We start from the raw sequence: 24,107 nt of genomic DNA, 5'->3' as shown, positions 1-24,107 counted from the left end.
TCCTCTATTTTGTTCCGAAAATACGGTCTCCGGCATCTCCGAGCCCCGGAACAATATATCCATGTTCATTTAACTTTTCATCCAATGCTCCAATATACACTTCAACATCCGGATGAGCTTCCTGAAGCTTCTTTACTCCTTCCGGTGCTGCAATAATACACATAAAACGGATATTTTTTACGCCTCTGTTCTTCAGCATCTGGATCGCTGCGATACAGGATCCTCCCGTAGCAAGCATCGGATCTACTACAAATACTTCTCTTTCTTCACAGTCAGCCGGAAGTTTGCAGTAGTATTCTACCGGTTCAAGAGTTTTCGGATCACGGAACAGACCGATATGACCTACCTTTGCAGCCGGAATCATCGCAAGCATACCTTCTACCATTCCAAGTCCTGCTCTCAGGATCGGAACAACAGCAAGCTTCTTTCCTGCAAGCTCTTTTGCTGTCATCTTGCAGATCGGTGTCTGGATCTCGACATCCTGTAATTTCAGATCTCTGGTTGCCTCATAGCACATCAGCATTGCGATCTCACCGATCATCATTCTGAAATCCTTTGAACCTGTTTCCTCTCTTCTGATAATCCCGATTTTGTGCTGGATCAGCGGATGATCCATTACGTGTACATTTGACATTTGTTTTTTGCCTCCTCGTTTAACTTATTGGCAAGTTTTTTGACATACCCCTGGATCAGCTCATACATCTGCTCATACTGTTCCTGTGTCTGACCATATACAGACGGAATCTCTTTACTTCCATTTACAAATTCACATAGTGTATAGACCTGTCCTTTTCCCGGATAATCATTCTGTATCTTTTGTTTGATACTGTCCTGCATTGCCAGAACAAGCGTATCTTCCCCAAATTCCTCTTCTGATAATGCAACAGTCTCATATCCTTCTGTCTCAATATGATGTCTCGCCAGAAGTTCTTCTGCTCTCGGATTCAGTGGCTCCGGGAAGAGAACCACAAGTCCTCTCGCACACACCTCGTATTCCTGGAAAAGCGGCTGCTTTTTCAGAATTGCTGCTGCGATCGGAGCACGACAGTTCGCGCTGTTGCTCACAAATACGATCCTGCGGTAATCCTGAAGCTTCGTGATCTCAGATGCCTGCAGTACATGATGTCCTGCTGCTTTGCCCAGCCGGTTCATGATCGCAGTTCCGATACCTGCCTCCGGAAATGCTTCACTGTAAATGTAATCAACTTCCTCTTCATCAAATTCACGTAGGACTTTATAAAGGTTTCTCGCAACCGTCTTTTCATTCACACGGGAACCTATGCATTTTACTACACCGGTCGTATACTGATCAACCGATTCATTAGACGCAATGATCCCCACCTTATATCCAAGTCTTACCTGCTCGTAAGCAATCTGCTTGATCGCCCGAACAGCCTCTTCAGGCTCTCCATCAACAATGATCATCTCTGCCTTCGGCGCGTAGTGACGGTACTTCATTCCCGGTGCTTTCGGTGCTTTTGTGCTGTTCTCTGAAATCAAAGTTTCATCCACAGCCACCTCACCGATCACTTCACTTAACATCTCTTTTGTGATCGCTCCCGGTCTCAGGATCATCGGTGGAGTCACCGTCATATCCAGAATCGTAGACTCTACTCCGATATCTACACTTCCTCCATCCAGGATCATCTCGATCTTGCCACTTAAATCCTCTGCCACATGCTGTGCTGTCGTCGGGCTCGGTCTTCCGGATGTGTTGGCACTTGGTGCTGATACATATCCGCCTCCTGCAAGGATCAGCTCACGGGCAATCTCATCATCCGGCATACGCACAGCGACCGTTTCCAGACCACCGGTTGTTCCCAGCGGAACTTTTTCGTTCTTATTGAAAATCATCGTAAGTGGCCCTGGCCAGAAATGTGCCGCGATCTCATCTACAATAAGTGGTACAGATTCAACGATCGCACCCAGATCCTCCAGTCTCGCAATATGGACGATAAGCGGGTTGTCTGACGGGCGTCCTTTTGCTGCATAGGTCTTTTTCGCTGCCTCCTCATCAAGCGCATTTGCCCCCAGTCCGTAGACTGTCTCTGTCGGAAATGCCACCAGACCGCCGTTCTTCAGGATTGAACCGGCTTCTTCCATAATCTCCTGATCTATTTGGTTTCTGTCTATTTTTTTTATTATTGTTTCCATGTGTTTCATTATAGCATTATCCACATGGCATGGCAATTTTAATTTCCATACTCGTTCAGGTATTCCAGACATTTTGCGATTCCTTTTGCAACAGCTTCTGCAACCTGCTCCTGATATTCTTCTCCCGACAATTTTTCTGCCTCTTCCGGATTAGTCAGAAAACCGCATTCCACGATCACCGTAGGCACTTTTGTACGCCTCAGAAGATAATAGGTCTCATTTGCTTTTGCCTGCCTGTGATTTTCCGGATCAATCTCCTGCAAACTTTCCTGCAGGATTTTCGCAACAGCCTCTCCTTCCCGGGAATGGCTATAATAAAACACCTGCGCTCCATGAATTTCCGGGTCTTCATAGCTGTTCTGATGGATACTCACTGTAAGGACAGGTTTCGTCTCGTTGATCATCTTCACTCTTGCCTGCATATCTTCTGTCTTTTTACTTCCGTCTCCTGTTGTTACAAGCCCTTTATCCTCTTTTCTTGTAAGCTCTGCTGTTATCTTTTCCTTTTCCAGACATTTTTTCACTTTCTCAGTAATCGCCAGATTGATATCCTTTTCCAGAAGGTTATTCAGCCCGATTTTTCCCGGATCACTTCCCCCGTGTCCGGCATCCAGGATTACCTGAGCCTGCTTTGCCTCCACCTGATCCGCCTCGGTATACCTGCTTAATGTATAGCTGCCATAAATACATCCCGTCAGTAAAATAAGAGCCAGAATCCACTTTATTTTGCTCTTGAAAATAGTTTTCCCCCTTTTTACCATTTCACTGATTTTTTTATTCAAAAAAAGAGCCTCCTGCATATATTTTTACAAATATATGCATGGAAAGCTCTTTTCTATACCTTTCTCATTATGTAATCAGTTTACATATTTCTGAATCAGATCCCAGATATCGGAAGTCTCAAATCCAAGTTTCCATGCCGCCGTTCCTGCCAGATTATTGTCCTTCATAAGTCCGAGTTTGACTTCAAGTGAAGAAGCATCCTCCAGCCAGATCCTGTAGGTTGAATCGTTATCTCCCTGCCACTCTGCATAGTTCTGCTTCGCCGTATCATCCCATGTCACAGTTGCTCCGGCTTCGCTTACCCGCTGTGCCGCTTCTTCCATGCCAAGTGCTTCGCTGGTAACTTTCATTGAATAGCTTGCAGCCTCGGTTCCCTGATCTTCCGCACGCTCTTCGTCCGTCTTCGGTGTCTCATTCCACAGCCTTGTATAGAATGGCACTGCATTGATCACCTTATCTGCCGGTACATCCCGCAGGGTTTCTTCAATTCCCTCTTTTACATAATTGTAAGATGCCACAGAACCTGCTTCATAGGAACCGGCAAAATGTTCATCATATCCCATAATGATCACATAATCTGCCATAACCCCCTGTTCTTCTCTGTGATAATGTGTGTTATAACCCTTCGGCACATAATTATCTACAGAAAGGACCAGATTGTTCACCCGGCACAGCACAGAAAGCTCCCGGATAAACTGAATGTAATGCTCTCCGACATCCGTCGGTATCTGTTCAAAATCCACGTTGATTCCGTCAATTCCATTCTGAAGTGCTGCATTTACCAGCTGATTCTCCAGATTCTCCCTGCTTGAAGTATGACTGAGCAGCTCCATATCGTCTACATTCTGGTCAAAATTATCCACCAGCGCCCATACTTCCAGTCCACACTGATGTGCATAATCCACATAGTCTGTACTTGCAATGGAACTGATATTTCCGGAATTATCCGTTACACTGAACCATGTAGGGGAAATCGTATTGAGTCCTTTTGTAGCTGCAAGCGCATCTTCAATCCCTTCGTTGGCAGCTTCACTTGTGACCTGATGCCATACCAGATTGATCTTGTAATCTTTCTTGATTCCTGTATAATCCGGTTCCTCAAATTCTCTTGAGATTGTCTCTTTCTTGGCATCCTTCAGCTTTGACTTCTGAATATACCCGACAATTCCGGACTTTGTACAGACTTTTTTCCAGTCACTTACATCTTCAAGAACCGTAAGCTTATCTCCCTTTTTCACTTCTTCGAGCACCGGACTTTTTACACCTCCCAGAATCCTTACCTGGGAATCATCCTTAACCTTTGCCGTCTGACGCTCTCCAAACTTACTGGTGATCACGACTCTTGCCGGATCTTTATAAACTTCGTAGTCAAAATTTGCATATTTCTGCAGGAAATCCAGTGCAATATATGCTGTATCTCCTTCTGTCTTTACAATTGTATAATCCTCACTGTTCACAGTATCTGAAACAGAATAGTCCTTACTGTCTGCCGCTGCCTTTACCATATCTCTCGGCAGTGTATACAAAAGTATATGCTCATTGGAATCCCAGTAGAAACGATCGCTGATATAATCCTGTACAAAGTTATAAGACAGATATGCAGTTCCACCTTCTGTAATTGCCTGAGCATCCAGTACCTCGTTGTTGATCGTTACACCCATCTGCGACTTTGCCGTAATTCCAAAATATTTATTCAAATCATATGTTTCTTTTGTCGGCCCATACTTTATCCAGTATATTGTTCCACCGGCAAGCCCAATGACAACTATAAAGATCACCAGCAATGCAATACACACGTTTCTGACACGGCGACGTCTTTTTCTTGCTCTTCTCCGTCTCTGATAACCTACGCCCGGATCCTCGTATCTTGCAGCAGCTTTTCTTGCTGCCGCAGCTTTGCGTCTGCGCTCTCTTTCCCTTTGCTCATTGGTCATTCTTCTTTCGTCCACATGACACCTCCTGTTTGCAGCATATTTTCACAGCTTAACTAAGCTTGTAATATGCGCATACTTTAGGTTATTATACCACATATATCTGACATTTGTACACATCTGAAAACTATTTCCATTCCCCACAGGTCATGTCCTGGCGAGGGGGCTCTGCTTTTTTCATTCCACCTGTGAATGGTCTGTTTCTATACTGTTAAAATCCAGTTCCCGGATCATTCCCTGTTCATCCAGAATATAATCCCGCATATAATTACTTTCTTCTCTTACCATATGCGCTGACACGATCTGAAGCGGACTTGCCGGAAAGCCATTCATCTGCATTCGGACACCGCTACGCTCATAATTTGTCAGTTCCGTAAATAAATCCTGATACTTTTTCTCTTGCTCGTCCATATTTCCCCCTTGAGTCAGACAGTTTTTACGGCAAAAAGCGACCATAAGGCAACACTTGTGATATATTACTTCTCCTGTGCTTTTTCCGATGACAAGAAAATGATCACTGTCCATACTTCGGTTCAATTGTTAGGTTCTGTTGATAAATCGTCTGATATGACCTGAATGTACTTGATTCTGTACGCTGTGTGCGAAATGCGTATGATAAATTCAAGATTTGTGCGATTGACTGGTCTGTCTTATTTTCCTGTAACGCCATTATAAGAAAGAGTTTATAAAAAAGCAAGCATTTTTTATTTTTTATTTTGTTTACATCGTTCCGTTTTTTGTTTATACTATTAGTAATTGTTCAGATAGATTTTTGATTGAATAGGAAGTGATACTTTATGAAGATAGAAAAGATAAATGATAATCAGATCCGCTGCACACTTACCCGTGATGATCTCGCCCAGAGACAGTTAAAGCTCAGCGAGCTTGCTTACGGCTCCGAGAAGGCAAAGTCTTTATTCCGCGAGATGATGCAGCAGGCCGCTTCTGAATTTGGATTCGAAAGCGACAATCTGCCACTGATGATCGAAGCAATCCCGACCGCCGGTGATTCTATCGTTCTGAATATAACCAAAGTTGATGATCCGGATGAACTGGATACCCGTTTTTCCAGATTCACACCTACTCCTGCGGACGAAGCTGCTGATAAGCACAAATCCGTGTTGGAACATCTGAAAAAACTTGACGGAGCCGAAGATTTTCTCGACATTCTCCGCCAGATGAAAGAGGCTGTATCCCAGCTCCCGGAGAACCCGGAAGCACTTGCCGATACTCCGGTCCAGGAACAGGCTCCTGCTTCAGAAGCCAAAGAAGCAGCTCCTGCTGAACCTTCTGTTCCACCGGTCCGGCTTTTCTCTTTCTCAAGACTTGACAGTGTGATTCATGCCAGTCATTTTTTAGCTGAGATGTATGATGGTCCGAACACACTTTACAAGGATGAAGCAGAGAACATGTACATCCTGACACTTGCACAGGGGGAGCATCCGTCTTCTGATTTTAACCGGATCTGTAATATGCTCTCCGAGTATGGTTCACCGGAACAGGGTGGTGGTATATCACTTGCATTTCTGGAAGAACACTGTGATATGATCCTTGCCAAAAACGCAATACAGACTCTGACTTCATTTAAATAATAGACAAATCCACAATTTTTAACTTGGCGAAAAAAGACGGGGACGGCAGATTAATGATCTGTCGTCCCCGTTAAATTATATCTTTTATTTATTCACGGTCTATGCTTCAGCTGCTAAGAGTGCGTTGATCTTTGCGATAAGAAGATCTGCATCAATTCCATGAACCATTGCTGCTTCTTCAAGAGACTCACCCTGTGAAGCCGGGCATCCAAGACAATGCATTCCAACTTCCATAAGAACCGGTGCTGTCTGTGGAGCTACCTGAAGCAATTCGCCAATTGTCATTGTTTTTGTTACTTCGACTGCCATCTTTCTTCCTCCTTTGCTTTTCGTATCCCTTATTATAATACCATTTATCCCAAAAAACAACCTTAATATCCGACTGTATTGCTCGGATATTAAGGTTTCTTTGCTTTTGTAAAATATTTTCCCCCGTTTTCCACAAAAAACGTATGTTTTTATGTGGACAATGTGGATAACCCACGGATATTCAGCATTTTCGCATTTTTCAAATGCCTGCTTTCACTGGTGTTTCCAAGCTTTTACACGATTCTTCTTACTGAAAGAATTGTCGTATAAGTCGCCGGTGAAATACCGATTCCCTGTTCCGGGTTCTGTGCATTGACGATCTGACCGTTCCCAATATAAATTCCGATGTGGCCATCATAACAGATCAGATCTCCCGGCATCGCCTGATCATAGCTTACCTCCACGCCTGCATTAATCTGGTCATACGTTGTCCGTGGAAGACTGATTCCAAAATGCGCAAATACTGATTGTACAAATCCGGAACAGTCTGCCCCATCTGTCAGACTTGTGCCGCCCCAGACATACGGATTCCCAATGAACTGGCATGCATAATCAACGATCGCCTGTCCATTTGACGCCGGTTGTGCGGAAACCTCTGTAGTCTCCGTCTGCTGTACATTCCCCTGGACTTCCTGCGTCATCTGCGCTTCTTCGGATTCCCTGGACACTGCATAGTTAAATGCTTCTGCTTCTTCTTTTCCTTCCTGCTGCGCTTCCGTTACCAGATTCTCCGCATACGTCTGCGCCTCTGCTCCTGTCAGTATATATTCTGTTTTTACATATCCGGTGACATCTCCCGATTCAACTGCCGTCCATTCTCCCACAGGACCTGTGATCTTCGCCGCGTATCCCGGATACAGCTTTCCGACATATTCACTTTCCTTCGTCGGTTCGCTTCTGACATACAGAAAACTTGTTACATTGGCAAATGCCATATCTAAATACTCACCCTTATTTTCCGGTACCAGATAATCCTCAGCTTTAATCTCCCTGTTCTGAGAATAAAGATCATTCAATACCGCTTCTATCCCTACGCCCGGCATCTTTGCAGCTTCTGCGGTGTCTCCATCTGCTGCCATAACCGAAATTCCCGGAGATACTGTCATCCCCAGAAAAGTAACCAGGAACAATCCTTTTTTTAGATTTGAATGCATAAATCTCCCTCCTTCATGTATTCTTATCTTTTGTAAATATTACAGAATTGTTACATTTGTTACGGTGATATTATATCAATCAAATTTCACATTGTCAAGTTTTCCTCAGTTATTTCGTAGTACACAGTTCTACACCGTTCTTTATACACTTTGTTTTTTCGTCATATTTGTTACAAATTATTACATCTCGCTTAACAGTATTTCCATTTTTTATTCTTTTATTCAATATACAATTTTTTATTGACATTATAAGAATATTATTATAATATGATTTTAGTAATTATTATTATTATCTATTTGTAGGAGGTGACATCAATGGCAAGTTTAAAATACAGCAGACAGCGTGAGGCAATTAAGGATTATCTTTCCTCTGTTACAACACATCCAACAGCAGATACTGTATATATGCATATCAAAGAAGAATTTCCAAATATCAGTCTCGGAACCGTTTACCGCAATTTAAATCTGCTTGCCGACATAGGCGAGGCAATTAAAATTACAACACCCGATGGCGGCGATCGTTTTGATGCACGTACCAATCCGCATTATCATTTCTATTGCAAGTGCTGCAAGCGAATGATTGATATGGATTTTGATCACATGGATAAGATCAACCATCTCGCATCCGAAAGTTTCGACGGTCAGATTGAATCACACACCATGCTTTTCTACGGTATCTGCGGTGATTGTTTAAGAAAATCCTGACTATGTAGTATAAATTCAGAAATTTTGAAAAAACTTATCAATTATAGTTGACAAAGAAGGATGTATATGTTATCTTAATATCAGTAACAGTTACTAATATTGCTAACTAAAAGAAATCAAATATACTATCAAAAAAAGAAAAGGAGATTATTATTATGAAGAAATTTGTTTGTACAGTATGTGGTTATGTATACGAAGGCGAAGCAGCACCGGAGAAATGTCCAGTATGTGGCGTAGGCGCTGACAAGTTCACAGAAGTAAAAGAAGGCGAAAGAGAATGGGCTGCAGAGCATGTAGTTGGAGTAGCTAAAGGCGTAAGCGAAGACATCCTTGCCGACCTCAGAGCAAACTTTGAAGGTGAATGTTCAGAAGTAGGAATGTATCTTGCAATGGCAAGAGTAGCTCACAGAGAAGGCTATCCGGAAATCGGACTTTACTGGGAAAAAGCTGCTCACGAAGAAGCAGAACACGCTGCTAAATTCGCAGAACTTCTTGGCGAAGTTGTAACAGACAGCACAAAGAAGAACCTTGAAATGAGAGTAGAAGCAGAACACGGTGCAACAGCAGGCAAATTTGACCTTGCAAAACGTGCAAAAGCTGCAAACCTCGATGCGATCCATGACACAGTTCATGAAATGGCAAGAGACGAAGCAAGACACGGAAAAGCATTCGAAGGATTACTCAAACGCTACTTTGGCTAAGCTACAAGCCGAGCAGGGATAAATAGAAGAGCCCCTGGAAGAACGAATTTATTCATTCTTCCAGGGGCTCTTCTATTTATCCCTATTAGGCGACAGCCTACAGCGAGAAGTAGCGCAGCGCATTCGAGCTGGCTCGACCTCCTATTTCTGGTTCGCCGGCTCCACAGCCACCGTCTTCCCTTTAATTTTCACATTCTTCATCGCATTCAGTACCTCACGGGCATATTCCCTCGGCACCTCAACAAATGTATACTTATCATACATATCAATCGTTCCGATCAGCTTTCCATCCATTCCGCTTTCCCCGGCGATTGCACCAAGAATATCTCCCGGACGTACTCTCTGCTTCTTTCCAATATTGATGAACAGACGTACCATTCCGTCCTCACCTGCACCGGTATCTCCAAATTCCCAGTCATTTTCCTCTGTATTTTTGTTATCCTCTGTCATTCCACAGCAGATCTTTAAAAATGCAGCCGCCATATCCATTGCTGTAAATTCAGAATTATTGACACGTTCTTCGATGGCATTGATCATCATGTCCAGATCTTCCTGCTCGATCACACGCTCCACATCATCCAGAATATTTTCCATCTTAGTATTCGCAACGTCATTCAGTGACGGAACTTTCTGTGCATAGATCTTCGTCTTGCAGTATCTCTGGATCTCTTTCAGTTTGTAAACTTCTTTTCCTGATACGAAAGAAAATGCTCTTCCTTCGCGTCCTGCGCGTCCGGTACGCCCGATACGGTGTACATAATATTCATCATCCTGCGGGAGATCATAATTAAATACTGCTTCCACTTCATCTACATCAATTCCACGGGCCGCCACATCCGTTGCTATCAGGATCTCTGTCTTACCGGTCCGAAAGCCCTGCATCACGCGGTCTCTCTGTTCCTGCTTCATATCCCCGTGAAGTCCTGCCGCAAAATATCCGCGTCCGAGAAGTGCATTTACCAGAAGATCCACCTGCTTCTTCGTATTACAGAATACAACCGAAAGCCTTGGTGAATAAATATCAAGAAGTCTGGAAAGAACTTCCTCTTTCTTCTTCGGCTTTACATCATAATAATACTGCTCAATATTCGGAACAGTCAGTTCCTTTTTTGTAACTTTGATCACTTTTGCGTTATTCTGGAATTTCTTCGTAATCTCCATGATCGGCTTCGGCATGGTTGCTGAGAAAAGCACGGTCTGGCGCTCCTCAGGAACACCACTTAATACAAATTCGATATCCTCACGGAATCCCATATTCAGCATTTCATCTGCTTCATCAAGCACAACCGTGTGTACAAAATCCAGCTTCATCGTCTTTCTGCGCATGTGGTCCATCACACGCCCTGGAGTTCCTATGACGATCTGTGTTCCACTCTTTAAGGAACGGATCTGCTTTACGATATCCTGTCCTCCGTAAATCGGCAGAACCTTAATTCCATGCATATATCTGGACAGGTTGCGGATCTCGTCTGCCACCTGGATTGCAAGCTCTCTGGTCGGGCAGAGAACGATCGCTTGCAGCTTTTTCAGCTTCGGGTCTACCTTTTCCAGAATCGGGATTCCAAATGCTGCGGTCTTACCGGTTCCGGTCTGTGCCTGCCCGATCAAATCGATCCCGCTAATCATTGCCGGAATTGCCTTTGCCTGAATCGGTGAAGCCTCCTCAAATCCCATGTATCTTACTGCTTTCTGAATCTCTTCCGAAAGTCCCATTTCTTCAAATCTAACTGTTTCCATCCATTATCCTTTCTACTACAATACCAATTACAAATATGACCTTAAACTCCATCATATAAACTCTGCCGGGGCGCATTCTCACGCCTGCGGCGGTCGCTTGCGCCAACTTCCTTATCCGTCGCAATGCACAATAAAAAACTCCTTACTTGGTGACAATACAAGTAAAGAGCATCGTAACATTCGCGTTATATTCTAACAAATAATTTTTAAAAAGTCAATTTTCACTTGCATTTTATGCATAAACGGTATAATATACTCATATACTTAATGTAGTATTGATTACTACATGTAATGGTTTTAATTATTCATCTCTAAGGAGGGATTTGTGATGAAAAAGAAACATATTAAAGATCCAGGAAGTGCAATCACACATTTTATCGGCATGCTGATGGCAATTTTCGCCGCATTTCCACTTTTAATAAAAGCAGCCCACGAACCGAGCCGGATTTACCTGATCTCGCTTGCAATCTATGCAATCAGCCTGATTTTTTTATACGCCGCAAGCACAACCTACCATACCTTTGATCTTTCCGAACGTGTCAACACGATCCTGAAAAAGATCGACCATATGATGATCTTCGTACTGATCGCCGGAAGCTACACACCGATCTGCCTGCTGGTACTGGAACGCAGAACCGGACTTATCATGCTCGCACTTGTATGGGGTATTGCAATCACCGGAATTATTATTAAAGGGTTCTGGGTATTCTGCCCGAAATGGGTATCCTCCGTCCTCTACATTAGTATGGGATGGATCTGTGTCCTCGCATTCAGTCAGATCCTCAACAATCTGACACGTACAGAATTCGGATGGCTTCTCGCCGGCGGAATCATTTACACAATCGGCGGTGTGATCTATGCACTGAAGCTTCCGATTTTCAACAATAAGCATAAGAATTTTGGCAGCCACGAAATCTTCCACCTCTTCGTGATGGGCGGAAGTGCATGCCACTTTGTTGTAATGTATTCTTTATTGTAAACCTTGCATCCTCGAAAAATCCAGAAATCTCGCCCCACTAAAGCTGCGAAAGTAATTTTTTATTCTGCACAAAATGCCGACAGGAGAAGCTAATCTGCTTCTCCTGTTTCATGCCTTACTGCCCCGTCTCTTTATAGTTCATCACCAGTCCAAGCTTCGCCCTCCGCGTCATATGCTTGATCGCATACTCCCGCCGCATCGCCTCTTCCTTCGTCTCAAACTGTTCCAGATATACCAGCTCTACCGGTCTCCGGGATCTGGTGTATTTTGCGCCTTTCCCGGCATTATGCGCTTCCAGACGCTTCTCAATATCATTCGTCCACCCAGTATATAATGTTTCATCCTTGCATTTTAAAATATATGTATAATTCATTGCTTCAAAGAGGGACCAAAAAGCCCCTCTTCCTTTCTTCTGCTCTTATTCTTCAGCCAGATAGTCCATCGGATTGACCGGCTGACCATCTTTTAACATCTCGAAATACAGATTGCAGCCTTCCAGACTGTAATACTTGGTCGGAATCTCCAGATATCCGATCACATTTCCCGCTTCCAGATAATCACCGACTTTCACCTGCACTTCCTTGAGCTGTCCGTACATGCACTCGTAGCCATTCCCCATATCCAGTGTCACCGTGATTCCTGTCTGCGCAAAGTTATCAATGGATTTTACAAGACCCGGTGCTGCTGCGATCACGTTATCGTTCACCGCACCGGATATGATCATCGCCGGATTATATCGGTACTGGTCCAATGTAGAAAAATATACGGTTTTATCCATACTGTAGCTCATCAGCACATTGCCGTCCACCGGCCACAGAAGCTGGCTGTCCTCCCCGAAATTCAGGTTCATTGCCGTTCCTGCGGTCTGCGTGCTGTCCGTCTCCCATGTATCCATCCGGTTCTCTGTACTTCCATCTACTGCCGTATTTGCAGCCTGGCTGTCCTCTTTTGTCACAGGTTCTTCATCTTCCAGCGCTTTCTTTGCAATACTGGTTGTCTCTTCCGTATTTCTTTTGATTTCTTCCTCTTTCGCCTGCTGTTCTTCCTCGATCTTTGCCTGCTCATCCTTCACATTTGCCCGGTAATTTCTCCATGTATAGGCTCCTGTAAGCACAATAGCAGCGGCAAAGCAGACCGCAAGACCGATCGACGCTCTTTTTCTCCTCTTATTAGAGGACTGCTGCTTTTTATTCATATTTTATCACCTCTGACAATATTTTTGCCAGAAACTGACTAACTTATTCTCCCTTTTCGTTTTTTTCGATCACAATATCCGTGACCTCTTCCAGACTGACATCAGTGAAAAAATATTGCAGAATTTCTTCACAGGATTTTCCTTCCTCTGCCATCTTCTTTGCCGTGTACTGGCTCATCCCAAGACCGTGCCCGATTCCCTTTGCCGTAACCCTTGTCTTCCCGTCATAATCCTGAAGCGCAAAACATGACGAGGCAAGATGGTAGGTTCTCCGGAATTCTTCACCATTTACTGTTTCACTGCCACAACGGACCTCTGTCACATACCCGGCACTGTCTGTTCCTGTCACTTCCATGTCGCTTCCCTGGATCATGGACACTGTCATCTCCTCTTTTGCCTCCACATCTTCGGGACATTCCCTGCTCTGAAGATACGGATACTCTTCCGAACCAAACACTTCATTTCCAGACCTTGTTTTTCCGTTGCTTAACCGGTGATACGGTGTCAGAATCAGCCTTCCGTCATACATCAGAACCTGTCCCCTTGTCTCATCCCACGCAGCTTTCATCTTCTCATAATATTCTCCATAATGATCTGCTCCCCAGTTGCTCTCCATCTGCTGCCTGGTCCAGTATTCCTTCGTCAGGACAGTGCTGGTGCCCTCATCCTGGATGCTTTTGTAAATGCTGGTCCGGATCAACACTGCCTGTGCCTTTAACGCTTCCTCCTCCGCATCTCCCTCAATTTCTTTAGCCAGAATCCCGATCCCATATTCATCCAGTGAAATTTTTCTGTTCTTTTCGTCACTTTTTACGGTCACATACGGGCTTGTCCCATTGTCCTGCGCCAAACTGCTTCTGCCATTCAGCAGAATCGTAACCACATACGGAAGTAATATAAGAATGGCAGCAAAATAGCCTGCCTGTCTGAAGTATTTTCGCATAATAAAACCTCCCATACCACTGTATGAGAGGTTTTGACTGATTATGCTTCTGGTTTAACTGTAACATAATCCAGTTTCCAGATATTATCAACATATTCCTGAATGGTTCTGTCTGAAGTAAATTTACCACAGCTTGCTGTATTCAGAAGTGCCATCTTAGCCCAACGATCCGGATCTTTGTAAGCTTCTTCCACTTTCTTCTGTGCTTCTGCATAAGAGCGGAAGTCTTTCAGGATAAAGTATCTGTCCGGTCTGTCTCCACCCTGTGTATTCAGAAGTGAATTATACAGGTCGCGGAACATCTCATGGTCACCATGTGAATAAGTTCCATCCATCAACTGGTCAACGACTCTCTTAATATCCCAGTCATTGAAGTAGATCTCCTGCGGGTTATATCCGCCATTATTCTCATAGTTGATAACTTCGTCAGAACTGAGGCCGAAAATAAATGCATTTTCAATTCCAACTTCTTCTACGATCTCTACATTGGCTCCATCCATAGTTCCAAGTGTCGGTGCACCGTTCAGCATGAACTTCATGTTACCTGTTCCGGAAGCTTCTTTGGAAGCGGTAGAAATCTGTTCGCTGACATCTGCTGCCGCGAAGATCCATTCTGCGTTGGATACGCGGTAATCTTCGATAAATACGACTTTCAGCTTTCCATTGATGCTCAGGTCATTATTTACCACATCTGCTACAGAGTTGATCAGTTTGATGATCTCTTTTGCACGGACATATCCTGCGGAAGCTTTTGCACCAAAGATAAATGTTCTCGGATAGAAGGACATCTCCGGATGTTCTTTGATCTGGTTGTACAGATACATTACATGCAGAATATTAAGAAGCTGTCTCTTATATTCATGAAGACGCTTAACCTGTACATCATAAATAGATCTCGGATCGATCTCTACTCCATTGTGTTCCAGAATATATTTTGCAAGACGTTCTTTGTTCTTGTATTTGATATCCATAAATTCTGCTCTTGCCTTCGGATCATCTGCAAGCGGTTTTAATTTTGACATCTGGGACAGATCTGTGATCCAGCCGTCTCCGATGTGGTCTGTTACCCAGTCTGCAAGCAGCGGGTTTCCATGAAGAAGGAATCTTCTCTGTGTGATACCATTGGTCTTGTTGTTGAATTTCTCCGGCATCATTTCGTAGAAATCTTTTAATTCCTGATGTTTCAGAATCTCTGTATGAAGTCTTGCAACACCATTTACGGAGTAGCCTGCAATAATAGCCATATGTGCCATTCTTACCTGACCGTCCATCAGGATAGCCATCTTACGGACTTTATCTTCATTGCCCGGATACATACGGCGAACCTGTTCTACAAAACGGCGGTTAATTTCCTGTACGATCTGGTATACACGCGGAAGCAGTCTTGAGAACAGATCGATCGGCCATTTTTCAAGTGCTTCTGACATGATCGTATGGTTGGTGTAAGCAACCGTCTTTGTTGTTACTTCCCATGCTTCATCCCATCCAAGACCTTCCTGGTCAATGAGCAGACGCATCAGCTCTGCAACTGCTACAGTTGGGTGAGTATCGTTCATCTGGATCGTAACTTTTTCATACAGCTTGCGTACATCTTTGTGTTTCTTTTTATATTTTTCAAGCATAACCTGAAGACTGGCAGATACAAAGAAGTACTGCTGTTTCAGACGAAGCTCTTTTCCTGCATAGTGGTTGTCATTTGGATAAAGAACCTCTACGATCGTTTTTGCAAGGTTTTCCTGCTCGATCGCTTTATGGTATTCTCCTCTGTCAAATGCATCCAGTTTAAAGTCTGTGATTGCCTGTGCATCCCAGATACGCAGTGTGTTAACTACGTGGTTGCCATATCCTACAATCGGCATATCATATGGAATAGCAAGTACGGATTCATAATTTTCCTGGATGAAATCTTCTTTCTTGGTCTGTTCATTATACTGTACACGAATGGTACCACCAAAACGGACTTCCTTTGCATACTCGTCACGGCGGATTTCAAACGGATTGCCATCTTTGAGCCAGTTATCCGGCACTTCTACCTGATAGCCATCTTTGATCTTCTGTTTGAACATACCGTAGCGGTAACGGATTCCACAGCCGTAAGCTGCGTATCCAAGAGATGCAAGTGAATCCAGGAAGCAAGCTGCAAGACGTCCAAGACCACCATTACCAAGTGCCGCATCCGGTTCCTGATCTTCTACCACATTCAGATCAATGCCCATCTCATCAAGGGCTTCTTTTACTTCTTTATATGCAGTCATGTTGATCAGGTTGTTGCCAAGTGCACGTCCCATAAGAAATTCCATTGACATATAATATACGGTCTTTGGATCTTCTTTTTCGTATGTTTTCTGTGTCGCAAGCCAGTCATCTACAATTGCTTCTTTTACTGCATAAGATACTGCCTGGAAAATCTGCTGCGGAGTTGCTTCTTCAATCTCTTTACGATACAGTGTCCGCACATTTTCTTTCACATCATTTTTAAAAGTTTCTTTTTCAAATCTTTTACTGTACATGCCTATATTCCCTTCTCATTTTTGCGCAGCGGCAGGGATTATTCTCCCTGCTTTTCTACGCCCATATTTACAGCTTCACCGTTGATCTTCCAGTCTTTCACATAGCCTGCAGGTTCAGCCTTTTCAACTGCTACCGCAAGTGTCTCCTGTCCGATCTGCTCTGCATACTCTGCAAATACTTTTTCTGCCTTTTCGCTTCCGTCGTAAGTTACCTTGATCTTATCCATAACTTCAAATCCGGCTTCCTTACGCATAGTCTGGATCTTGCTGATGATCTCACGTACAAATCCTTCCGTCAGAAGTTCTTCTGTCAGGTTTGTATCCAGTACAACGGTGATACCATAGTCACTCTCAGATACATATCCTTCCATCTGTGCCATGTCGATCAGAAGGTCTTCTTTTGCAAGTTCAATTTCCTGTCCATTTACCTGAAGCTTCAGAACACCTGTCGCATTCAGTTCGTCCATAGCAGCATTTCCGTCCAAATTGCTGAGTTCATTCTTGATTCCACCTAACAATTTACCATATTTTGGTCCAACTGTCTTTAATTGTGGTTTAAATGTATAAGAAGTAAATGCACGAACATCATCTGTAAGTTCGATTTCTTTTACATTCAGCTCATCTGTCACGATATCCTGATAGAACTCCGGCAGATCGGAAGCACCTTTTACGAACATCTTTCCGATCGGCTGACGGTTCTTGATGTTGGCTGTATTACGGCATGCACGTCCCATTACAACGATCTTCAGGACTTCATCCATGTTCTCTTCCAGAGTCTTATCGATATAAGCTTCATTTGCAACCGGATAATCACAAAGGTGGATACTTTCCGGAGCATTTTCATCTACGCTTCTTACCAGGTTCTGATAAATTTCTTCGGTCATGAACGGGATCATCGGTGCTGCAACCTTTGATACAGTAACGAGTGCTGTATAAAGAGTCATGTAAGCATTGATCTTATCCTGTTCCATTCCTTTTGCCCAGAAACGTTCGCGGCTTCGTCTTACATACCAGTTACTCATATCATCTACGAAGTCCTGAAGTGCTCTTGCAGCTTCCGGAATCCGGTAATTTGCAAGATGATTATCTACTGTCTTGATCAGTGTATTCAGTTTTGACAAGAGCCATTTATCCATTACAGATAATTTGTCATATTCAAGTGCATATTTTGTTGCATCAAAATCATCAATATTGGCATACAATACGAAGAATGCATAGGTGTTCCAGAGTGTTCCCATGAACTTTCTCTGTCCTTCCATAACCGCTTTTCCATGAAAACGGTTCGGCAGCCACGGTGCACTGTTTACATAGAAATACCAGCGGATCGCATCTGCACCGTATGTCTCCAAAGCATCAAACGGATCAACCGCATTTCCTTTGGATTTACTCATCTTCTGACCATTTTCATCCTGTACATGTCCGAGAACGATTACGTTCTGGTATGGTGCTTTGTTGAAGATCAGGGTTGAAATTGCCAGCAGAGAATAGAACCATCCTCTTGTCTGGTCGACGGCTTCAGAAATGAACTGAGCCGGGAACTGCTGTTCAAATACTTCTTTATTTTCAAATGGATAGTGATGCTGTGCAAACGGCATGGATCCGCTGTCGAACCAGCAGTCGATAACTTCCGGTACACGGTGCATCTGTTTTCCACACTTCGGACACTTGATTGTTACATCGTCAATATATGGACGGTGAAGCTCGATATCATCCGGGCAGTTGTCTGACATGGATTTCAGTTCTTCAATGCTTCCGATCGAGTGCTGGCATCCGCATTCGCATTCCCAGATATTCAGTGGAGTTCCCCAGTAACGGTTACGGCTGATACCCCAGTCCTGAACATTTTCAAGCCAGTCACCAAAACGTCCTTTACCAATGCTTTCCGGGATCCAGTTGATAGTATTGTTATTTGCGATCAGGTCATCTTTAACTTCTGTCATCTTGATGAACCATGATTCTCTTGCATAGTAGATCAGTGGAGTATCACATCTCCAGCAGTGTGGATAACTGTGTTCAAACTTCGGAGCATCGAAGAGCAGTCCACGAGCATCCAGATCTTTAAGTACTTCCGGATCTGCTTTCTTTACGAAAAGTCCTGCAAATGGAGTTGTCTCGCCCATATCCCCTTTCTCGTCAACGAGCTGTACGAATGGAAGGTCATATTTGCGTCCTACTTTCGCATCATCTTCACCAAATGCTGGTGCCAGATGAACAACACCAGTACCATCTGTCAGAGTTACATAATCATCACAGGTAACAAAGAATGCTTTCTTTTTCTGTTTTGCTGCGCAGTCATATGCACACTGGTAAAGCGGTTCATATTCTTTGTATTCCAGATCTTTTCCTTTGTAAGTTTCCAGAACTTCGTATGCCGGTTTGTCTTCTTCTGCAAATTTCCCAAGAATGGTGTCAAGCAGAGCGCATGCCATATAATAAGTATATCCGTCTGCACATTTTACTTTGGCGTAATCTTCTTCCGGGTTTACGCAGAGTGCGATATTAGACGGAAGAGTCCAAGGTGTGGTTGTCCATGCAAGGATGTATGCATCTTCGTCTTTCACTTTGAAACGAACGATAGCAGAACGTTCTTTGACGTCCTTATATCCCTGTGCAACTTCCTGTGCTGAAAGTGGTGTTCCACAACGTGGACAATACGGAACGATCTTAAATCCTTTGTAAAGGAGTCCCTTATCCCAGATTTTCTTCAGAGCCCACCATTCAGACTCGATAAAGTTATTATCATAAGTAACATATGGATTTTCCATATCTGCCCAGAAACCTACTGTAGAAGAGAAATCTTCCCACATTCCTTTGTATTTCCAGACACTTTCTTTACATTTATTGATAAATGGTTCTACACCATATTTTTCAATCTGATCTTTTCCATCAAGGCCGAGCAGCTTTTCTACTTCCAGCTCTACCGGCAGTCCGTGAGTATCCCATCCTGCCTTACGCGGAACCATGTAGCCCTTCATTGTACGGTATCTCGGGATCATATCTTTGATTACACGGGTAAGAACGTGTCCGATATGCGGTTTTCCATTTGCTGTCGGAGGTCCATCGTAGAAAGTATAAGTTTCTCCTTCTTTACGGTTCTCCATACTTTTCTTGAAAATATCTTCTTCATTCCAGAATTTTTCAACTTCTTTTTCTCTGTCTACAAACTTCAGGTCTGTATCCACTTTTTTGTACTTAGCCATGATAAGCTCCTTTCTGAATCAATGACTTTGTATGCATTTTTGGGTATATAGAAAAATGTGCCCCGGCATGTAGTGCCCTTAATTTTGCAGGAAGTACTTGGAATTTCCTGCAAAATTAAAAAAGACTTTCACCCGTAAAAGGACGAAAGTCTGTACATCGTTAACCACCTGTTACTGCATACCAGCATATGAGTTTCCTGTAACGGGGGAAATAACCGTCAGAACTTACTCGCCAGATTGCTTTCAGTTACTGCAACTCGGAAGTGATGTTCAGATCTACCCTACTTGCACCGGTCTTCCACCATCTCCGGTTCGCTTTACCTTTCAAATAAACCTTACTGTCTTCGTCAATGTCTTTTGATCTTTTTTCACCATTTCTAGGTTATTATAATAAAGAACCCCTTGCTTCGTCAAGGGGTTCTGCGGGATTTCGTGATTCTTTCCTTATATTTGACTGACCAGACGTTAATCTTTGTCAACTTCTCTTCTGCGCTTTCTGTTTGTTTCCACTTTCTTCTTTCTCAAATGTTTCAGAACAGCCCTCCATACAATAATAAGAATGAGTACTGCTGCAATCACACAGATTACAAGGATTACCTCTCGTGGTATTGTACTCTGAGCCTGCTTTTGTGTTTCACTGTCTGACTTATCGCCGGACACCTGTGCTTCATTTTCTGTGTTATCCTTCTGCAGATATTCATCACTTAATGTCACAGCTGCTTTTCCGACCGGATTGCCCTGATAAGTATAAGTTACTGTTCCGGTGCTGCTGTTCGTGTCATCCTGCGTAATTTCGTAATCCAGGCTTTGGAAATTTACATTTTCCGGAAGTACAACATATGCATTCGGATCAATTTCTTTAAAATCTGCGGAGTCTTCATAATCCGCAATCGTATATTTTGCGAAATTATTAAATCCATACTCCAGTAAATTGACGGAGTCTGGGTATACATTTTTCCCATGTGTCTTCAAGACAACACTGATCAGCTCCAGATTGTCATCTGCTGCACAGGATACCAGTGTGTTAAGTGCTTCATCCGTATAACCGGTTTTTCCGGCTATTGTCTTTGGATAATAATAGTCGTTTCCCTCGTAAAACATCAGATCACTCTGCTGAAAGGTTCTCGCCTGATTTACCAGATTGGTTGCACCGATCGTATACTGCTGTGTCTGGGCAATCGTCTTGAATTCTTCATGATTTTCAAGCAGTTCCTGTGTAATAAGTGCCATATCACGTGCCGTCGTATAATGGTTCTGCGCATTCAGCCCATTCGGATTTTCAAAATCAGAATTTACTGCTCCCAGCTCTTTTGCGCGTTCATTCATCTTTGCAATAAAGCCATCATATCCTAAACCACCCACATTTTCAGCAATCGCATAAGCAACTTCATTTGCAGATGCCATCAGAAGTGCGTGAAGCGCATCATTTAAAGAAATTTCCTCCCCCGCGATCATTCCGATATAAGCATCCCCCTCTGCTACACAATCCACACTATTCTGTGTAATCGTGATCTTGTCATCAAGATTGCCGTTTTCCAATGCGACAAGTGCCGTTAAAATCTTTGTAATACTGGCAGGATAAGCCTTTCCGTCAATGTTTTTCGCATAAAGGATCGCACCGCTTTTTGCCTCCATGACAATCCCAGCCTCTCCGTAAGTAGCCGGTCCTTCCGGCCAGTTCTCCAGCTCATTGCTGGCAATCTTCATATCATATGCCTGCTGTGTTACTTCATTGATTTTCTGCTTCTGCAAGGCTTCAATTTCTTCTTGATTTTTTCCGGAAGTCTCTTCCTCTGTCAGATTATAATTGCTGACCGTTGTATCAATTGGTTCATTTACTGATGTATCTTCTGCAAATGCGGTCATTCCAAGACTTCCAACCATCACTGCCACCAGCGATGCACTTAAAATTTTCTTCCATCTCCTCACGGATCTTCTCCTCCAAATTCTTTAATCTTATCCGATAAATCCCCGATATCTGTTCAGGCATGCGTAAATATCCTGTTTACGGATCTGTGCCATCGCTACAGAAACATAACTTCCTTTGCAAAGGGATGCCAGACCCTGCTTCTTAATCTGACTCCAAAGCTTTTCCACGCAAAGATCAACATCCTGTTCCTTCCGTTCCATTTCTTCCAGCAGATTCTTCAGGCAGTACGCTAATGCCGTTGTCTGTTCTGCATCCAGGATTTGTTCTACATATTTCAGATCCACATTTTCTCTTCCAATAGAAAATGAATCTTTACCAAACTGTTTTATCTTCACCTGATCTCTCTTCTTTTCCATTTTTCCGGCCTTTAAGCTTCTGTGATGATCTTTATCAAATAAGACATCTACATCAACCGGAACCTTTTTCTCTCCGGTCTCACTTTTTTCACCAATCACCGTTTTCACTTTTTCTGTGATATCGTACGTTCGGTAATTATCCATCTGCAACACATGATCAGCAATGTAAAAATAAGATCCAGAACTTCCGGCCACCAGAATAATAGAAATTCCCTGCTTTTGATACAGGTTACCTGCCTGAAGAGTAAATGGTGTAATCGGTTCCTGTTCGCCGGATACAACAGCCTGCATCAGCTCATCCCTGACCATAAAGTTCGTCGCACAGGTGTCTTCATCGATCAAAAGACATTTTGCACCTGACTGTACCGCTTCTACCACATTTGCAGCCTGCGAAGTCGAACCACTGGCATCCTCTGTGGAAAAATTTACTGTATCTTTCTTATTCGGCAGATCATTGATAAACGGTGAAATATTGATATGGGATACACATCTTCCGTCCTCGGCCCGGATCTTCATCGCAGTATCCGAAGTAATCACGTATTCTCTTCCATCTCCGGCGACGTGATTGTAAATTCCCTGTTCAAGTGCCTTCAGAAGTGTTGATTTCCCATGATATCCTCCACCCACGATCAAAGTAATTCCTTCCGGGATTCCCATTCCTTTTATTTTACCCCGGTGTGGAAGTTCCATCTCTACTTCCATACTTTCCGGTGCTTCAAAAGCAATTGCACCTTTCATAGGCTTCTGTGATACACCGCTTTCTCTTGGCAGTATAGAACCATTTGCCACAAATGCAATAAGTCTCCGCTTTGTCAGTTCTCTTCTTATATAATGTTGATCTTCCGCAAGTTCTATACACTTTTTCACTTCCTGCTGATTCAGGTTCTTATAATATAAAGATCTGTCAACTATTTCCGGAAGATACTCAAACAAAATCTTCCTCAGTTCAAATGCATTGATCGTCCGTCCATTTGCCGGAAATCCAACTTCAAACCGTACCAGAAGATCTCCATCCTTAATTTCAAATGCAGTCCTGTCCAGAACCTCCTGTCCACAGTGGCTTATCCCAATCAATCCACTTTTCCCGGAACCCTTTGCCTGGAAAATGAATTTGGAAACAGCTTTTCCGAATTGTCTTGTCAGATAATCCTGAAGTGCAATTCTTCTGTGTTCTTCTTTATAATATTCTTCTGGAAATCCTGCCTGGATTTTCTTTACCTGAATACTCAGCTTTGACGGAGAAGCAAATGGATCTCCTTGTACATGATCGATATTGAGCTGGTATCCCTGAAACTGATAGCTTCCTATCAAATCTTTGTAAGCTGGATAGCTTCTTCGATTGATACTCATCAAATTTTTTTCTAATTCTGCTGCTGATTTCATATCCTGCTCCCTCTTATCAAATTCTATGATGTTGGGGTCAAGATGTCAAAAATCCTCTTGCAGGCAAGCTTGCATCGGCTTTCTGACCTTTTGACCCTGATATCATTCTATTTTACTAGCAAAAATTTACTTGGTGCATATTAAATTTTCTATAAAACGAAAAAAGATGTAAACCCAATTTATACAGGATTTACATCTTCTAAATCATGAAGCATCGGGGATTCGAACCCCGGACAACTTGATTAAAAGTCAAGTGCTCTACCACCTGAGCTAATGCTCCATCTGTTATACAGCTTGCCTTCTTTCGAAGACAGTGCCCAGAACCGGAATCGAACCAGTGACACGAGGATTTTCAGTCCTCTGCTCTACCGACTGAGCTATCTGGGCATACACACTAATGTGTGAATTGCGGGAGCAGGATTTGAACCTACGACCTTCGGGTTATGAGCCCGACGAGCTACCAGACTGCTCCATCCCGCGATGATATCTCATTATAGCACATTTTTTCTAAATATGCAATGGGCGGAGGTGGATTCGAACCACCG

The 24,107-nt window shown here is 43.3% G+C and carries 19 protein-coding genes and 3 tRNA genes; 4 read left to right on the top strand and 18 right to left on the bottom strand.

Annotated elements, in window-relative coordinates:
• Positions 1–4 precede the first annotated feature (4 nt).
• The 5 genes from upp to PGZ10_RS05220 form a co-directional block, all read right to left on the bottom strand.
• Positions 5–634, bottom strand: a complete 630-nt coding sequence (gene upp / locus PGZ10_RS05240) for a uracil phosphoribosyltransferase (protein ID WP_117824705.1) — start codon at positions 632–634, stop codon at positions 5–7.
• Entirely contained in the window at positions 616–2,154 is a 1,539-nt protein-coding gene (locus tag PGZ10_RS05235; protein WP_173689193.1) for an L-threonylcarbamoyladenylate synthase, read from the bottom strand. Before PGZ10_RS05235 ends, upp begins: the two co-directional genes overlap by 19 nt.
• A 38-nt stretch (positions 2,155–2,192) precedes the next feature.
• On the bottom strand, positions 2,193–2,936 hold the full coding sequence (locus PGZ10_RS05230; protein WP_243034401.1) for an N-acetylmuramoyl-L-alanine amidase family protein: 744 nt from the start codon (positions 2,934–2,936) through the stop codon (positions 2,193–2,195).
• Between the two features lie 75 nt (positions 2,937–3,011).
• Positions 3,012–4,871, bottom strand: a complete 1,860-nt coding sequence (locus PGZ10_RS05225; protein ID WP_270246491.1) for a glycosyl hydrolase family 18 protein — start codon at positions 4,869–4,871, stop codon at positions 3,012–3,014.
• A gap of 174 nt (positions 4,872–5,045) precedes the next feature.
• A complete protein-coding gene (locus PGZ10_RS05220) occupies positions 5,046–5,279 on the bottom strand; it encodes a hypothetical protein (protein WP_022220330.1) in 234 nt (77 codons plus the stop codon).
• A 386-nt stretch (positions 5,280–5,665) separates the two neighbouring features.
• Between PGZ10_RS05220 and PGZ10_RS05215 the strand changes: the two genes are divergently transcribed.
• Entirely contained in the window at positions 5,666–6,460 is a 795-nt protein-coding gene (locus PGZ10_RS05215; RefSeq protein ID WP_008375545.1) for an adaptor protein MecA, read from the top strand.
• A gap of 99 nt (positions 6,461–6,559) precedes the next feature.
• Here PGZ10_RS05215 and PGZ10_RS05210 read toward each other — a convergent pair whose 3' ends face one another.
• Together PGZ10_RS05210 and PGZ10_RS05205 are read right to left on the bottom strand one after the other, a co-directional pair.
• The gene (locus PGZ10_RS05210) at positions 6,560–6,769 is read right to left on the bottom strand and encodes a DUF1858 domain-containing protein (protein ID WP_022220329.1); all 210 of its coding nucleotides are present in this window, start codon (positions 6,767–6,769) and stop codon (positions 6,560–6,562) included.
• A gap of 233 nt (positions 6,770–7,002) precedes the next feature.
• Positions 7,003–7,923: a C40 family peptidase gene (locus PGZ10_RS05205; protein WP_270203219.1), complete on the bottom strand. Its 921-nt coding sequence runs from the start codon at positions 7,921–7,923 to the stop codon at positions 7,003–7,005.
• A gap of 315 nt (positions 7,924–8,238) precedes the next feature.
• On the opposite strand from PGZ10_RS05205, the gene PGZ10_RS05200 reads away from it, so the two are divergent.
• Both PGZ10_RS05200 and PGZ10_RS05195 read left to right on the top strand, forming a co-directional pair.
• Entirely contained in the window at positions 8,239–8,628 is a 390-nt protein-coding gene (locus tag PGZ10_RS05200) for a Fur family transcriptional regulator (protein WP_117559496.1), read from the top strand.
• Between the two features lie 155 nt (positions 8,629–8,783).
• Complete coding sequence (locus PGZ10_RS05195; RefSeq protein ID WP_008375550.1) at positions 8,784–9,329, top strand: NADH peroxidase; 546 nt, start codon at positions 8,784–8,786, stop codon at positions 9,327–9,329.
• 141 nt (positions 9,330–9,470) lie between these two features.
• Here the strand turns inward: PGZ10_RS05195 and PGZ10_RS05190 are convergent, their stop codons facing one another.
• A complete protein-coding gene (locus PGZ10_RS05190; RefSeq protein WP_270246425.1) occupies positions 9,471–11,066 on the bottom strand; it encodes a DEAD/DEAH box helicase in 1,596 nt (531 codons plus the stop codon).
• A 328-nt stretch (positions 11,067–11,394) separates the two neighbouring features.
• On the opposite strand from PGZ10_RS05190, the gene trhA reads away from it, so the two are divergent.
• Positions 11,395–12,045, top strand: a complete 651-nt coding sequence (gene trhA, locus PGZ10_RS05185) for a PAQR family membrane homeostasis protein TrhA (RefSeq protein WP_270540868.1) — start codon at positions 11,395–11,397, stop codon at positions 12,043–12,045.
• A 115-nt stretch (positions 12,046–12,160) separates the two neighbouring features.
• Here the strand turns inward: trhA and PGZ10_RS05180 are convergent, their stop codons facing one another.
• From PGZ10_RS05180 to PGZ10_RS05135, 10 genes are all read right to left on the bottom strand, one after another.
• Positions 12,161–12,418, bottom strand: coding sequence for a GIY-YIG nuclease family protein (locus PGZ10_RS05180; RefSeq protein ID WP_173689179.1), 258 nt, complete (start codon positions 12,416–12,418; stop codon positions 12,161–12,163).
• Between the two features lie 45 nt (positions 12,419–12,463).
• Complete coding sequence (locus PGZ10_RS05175) at positions 12,464–13,240, bottom strand: M23 family metallopeptidase (RefSeq protein WP_270540867.1); 777 nt, start codon at positions 13,238–13,240, stop codon at positions 12,464–12,466.
• Positions 13,241–13,283: 43 nt separating this feature from the next.
• Entirely contained in the window at positions 13,284–14,183 is a 900-nt protein-coding gene (locus tag PGZ10_RS05170) for a SpoIID/LytB domain-containing protein (RefSeq protein ID WP_270540865.1), read from the bottom strand.
• Between the two features lie 41 nt (positions 14,184–14,224).
• Positions 14,225–16,693: a glycogen/starch/alpha-glucan phosphorylase gene (locus PGZ10_RS05165; protein ID WP_117835326.1), complete on the bottom strand. Its 2,469-nt coding sequence runs from the start codon at positions 16,691–16,693 to the stop codon at positions 14,225–14,227.
• A gap of 38 nt (positions 16,694–16,731) precedes the next feature.
• Positions 16,732–19,893, bottom strand: coding sequence for an isoleucine--tRNA ligase (gene ileS / locus PGZ10_RS05160; RefSeq protein ID WP_270540864.1), 3,162 nt, complete (start codon positions 19,891–19,893; stop codon positions 16,732–16,734).
• A gap of 465 nt (positions 19,894–20,358) precedes the next feature.
• A complete protein-coding gene (locus PGZ10_RS05155; RefSeq protein ID WP_270540862.1) occupies positions 20,359–21,822 on the bottom strand; it encodes a D-alanyl-D-alanine carboxypeptidase family protein in 1,464 nt (487 codons plus the stop codon).
• A gap of 27 nt (positions 21,823–21,849) precedes the next feature.
• The gene (locus tag PGZ10_RS05150) at positions 21,850–23,562 is read right to left on the bottom strand and encodes an ABC-ATPase domain-containing protein (RefSeq protein ID WP_270540861.1); all 1,713 of its coding nucleotides are present in this window, start codon (positions 23,560–23,562) and stop codon (positions 21,850–21,852) included.
• A gap of 207 nt (positions 23,563–23,769) precedes the next feature.
• A tRNA-Lys gene (locus tag PGZ10_RS05145) sits at positions 23,770–23,842 on the bottom strand.
• Positions 23,843–23,876: 34 nt separating this feature from the next.
• Positions 23,877–23,949, bottom strand: a tRNA-Phe gene (locus tag PGZ10_RS05140).
• A 19-nt stretch (positions 23,950–23,968) separates the two neighbouring features.
• Positions 23,969–24,042 (bottom strand) — tRNA-Met (locus tag PGZ10_RS05135).
• Positions 24,043–24,107: the final 65 nt, after the last annotated feature.

Source organism: Coprococcus sp. AF102-57 (genome assembly GCF_027686195.1).
Classification (GTDB): Bacteria; Bacillota; Clostridia; order Lachnospirales; family Lachnospiraceae; genus Allocoprococcus; species Allocoprococcus comes.
The sequence above is the reverse complement of the archived record's forward strand: the minus strand, read 5'-3'. Positions and strand labels throughout refer to the sequence as shown.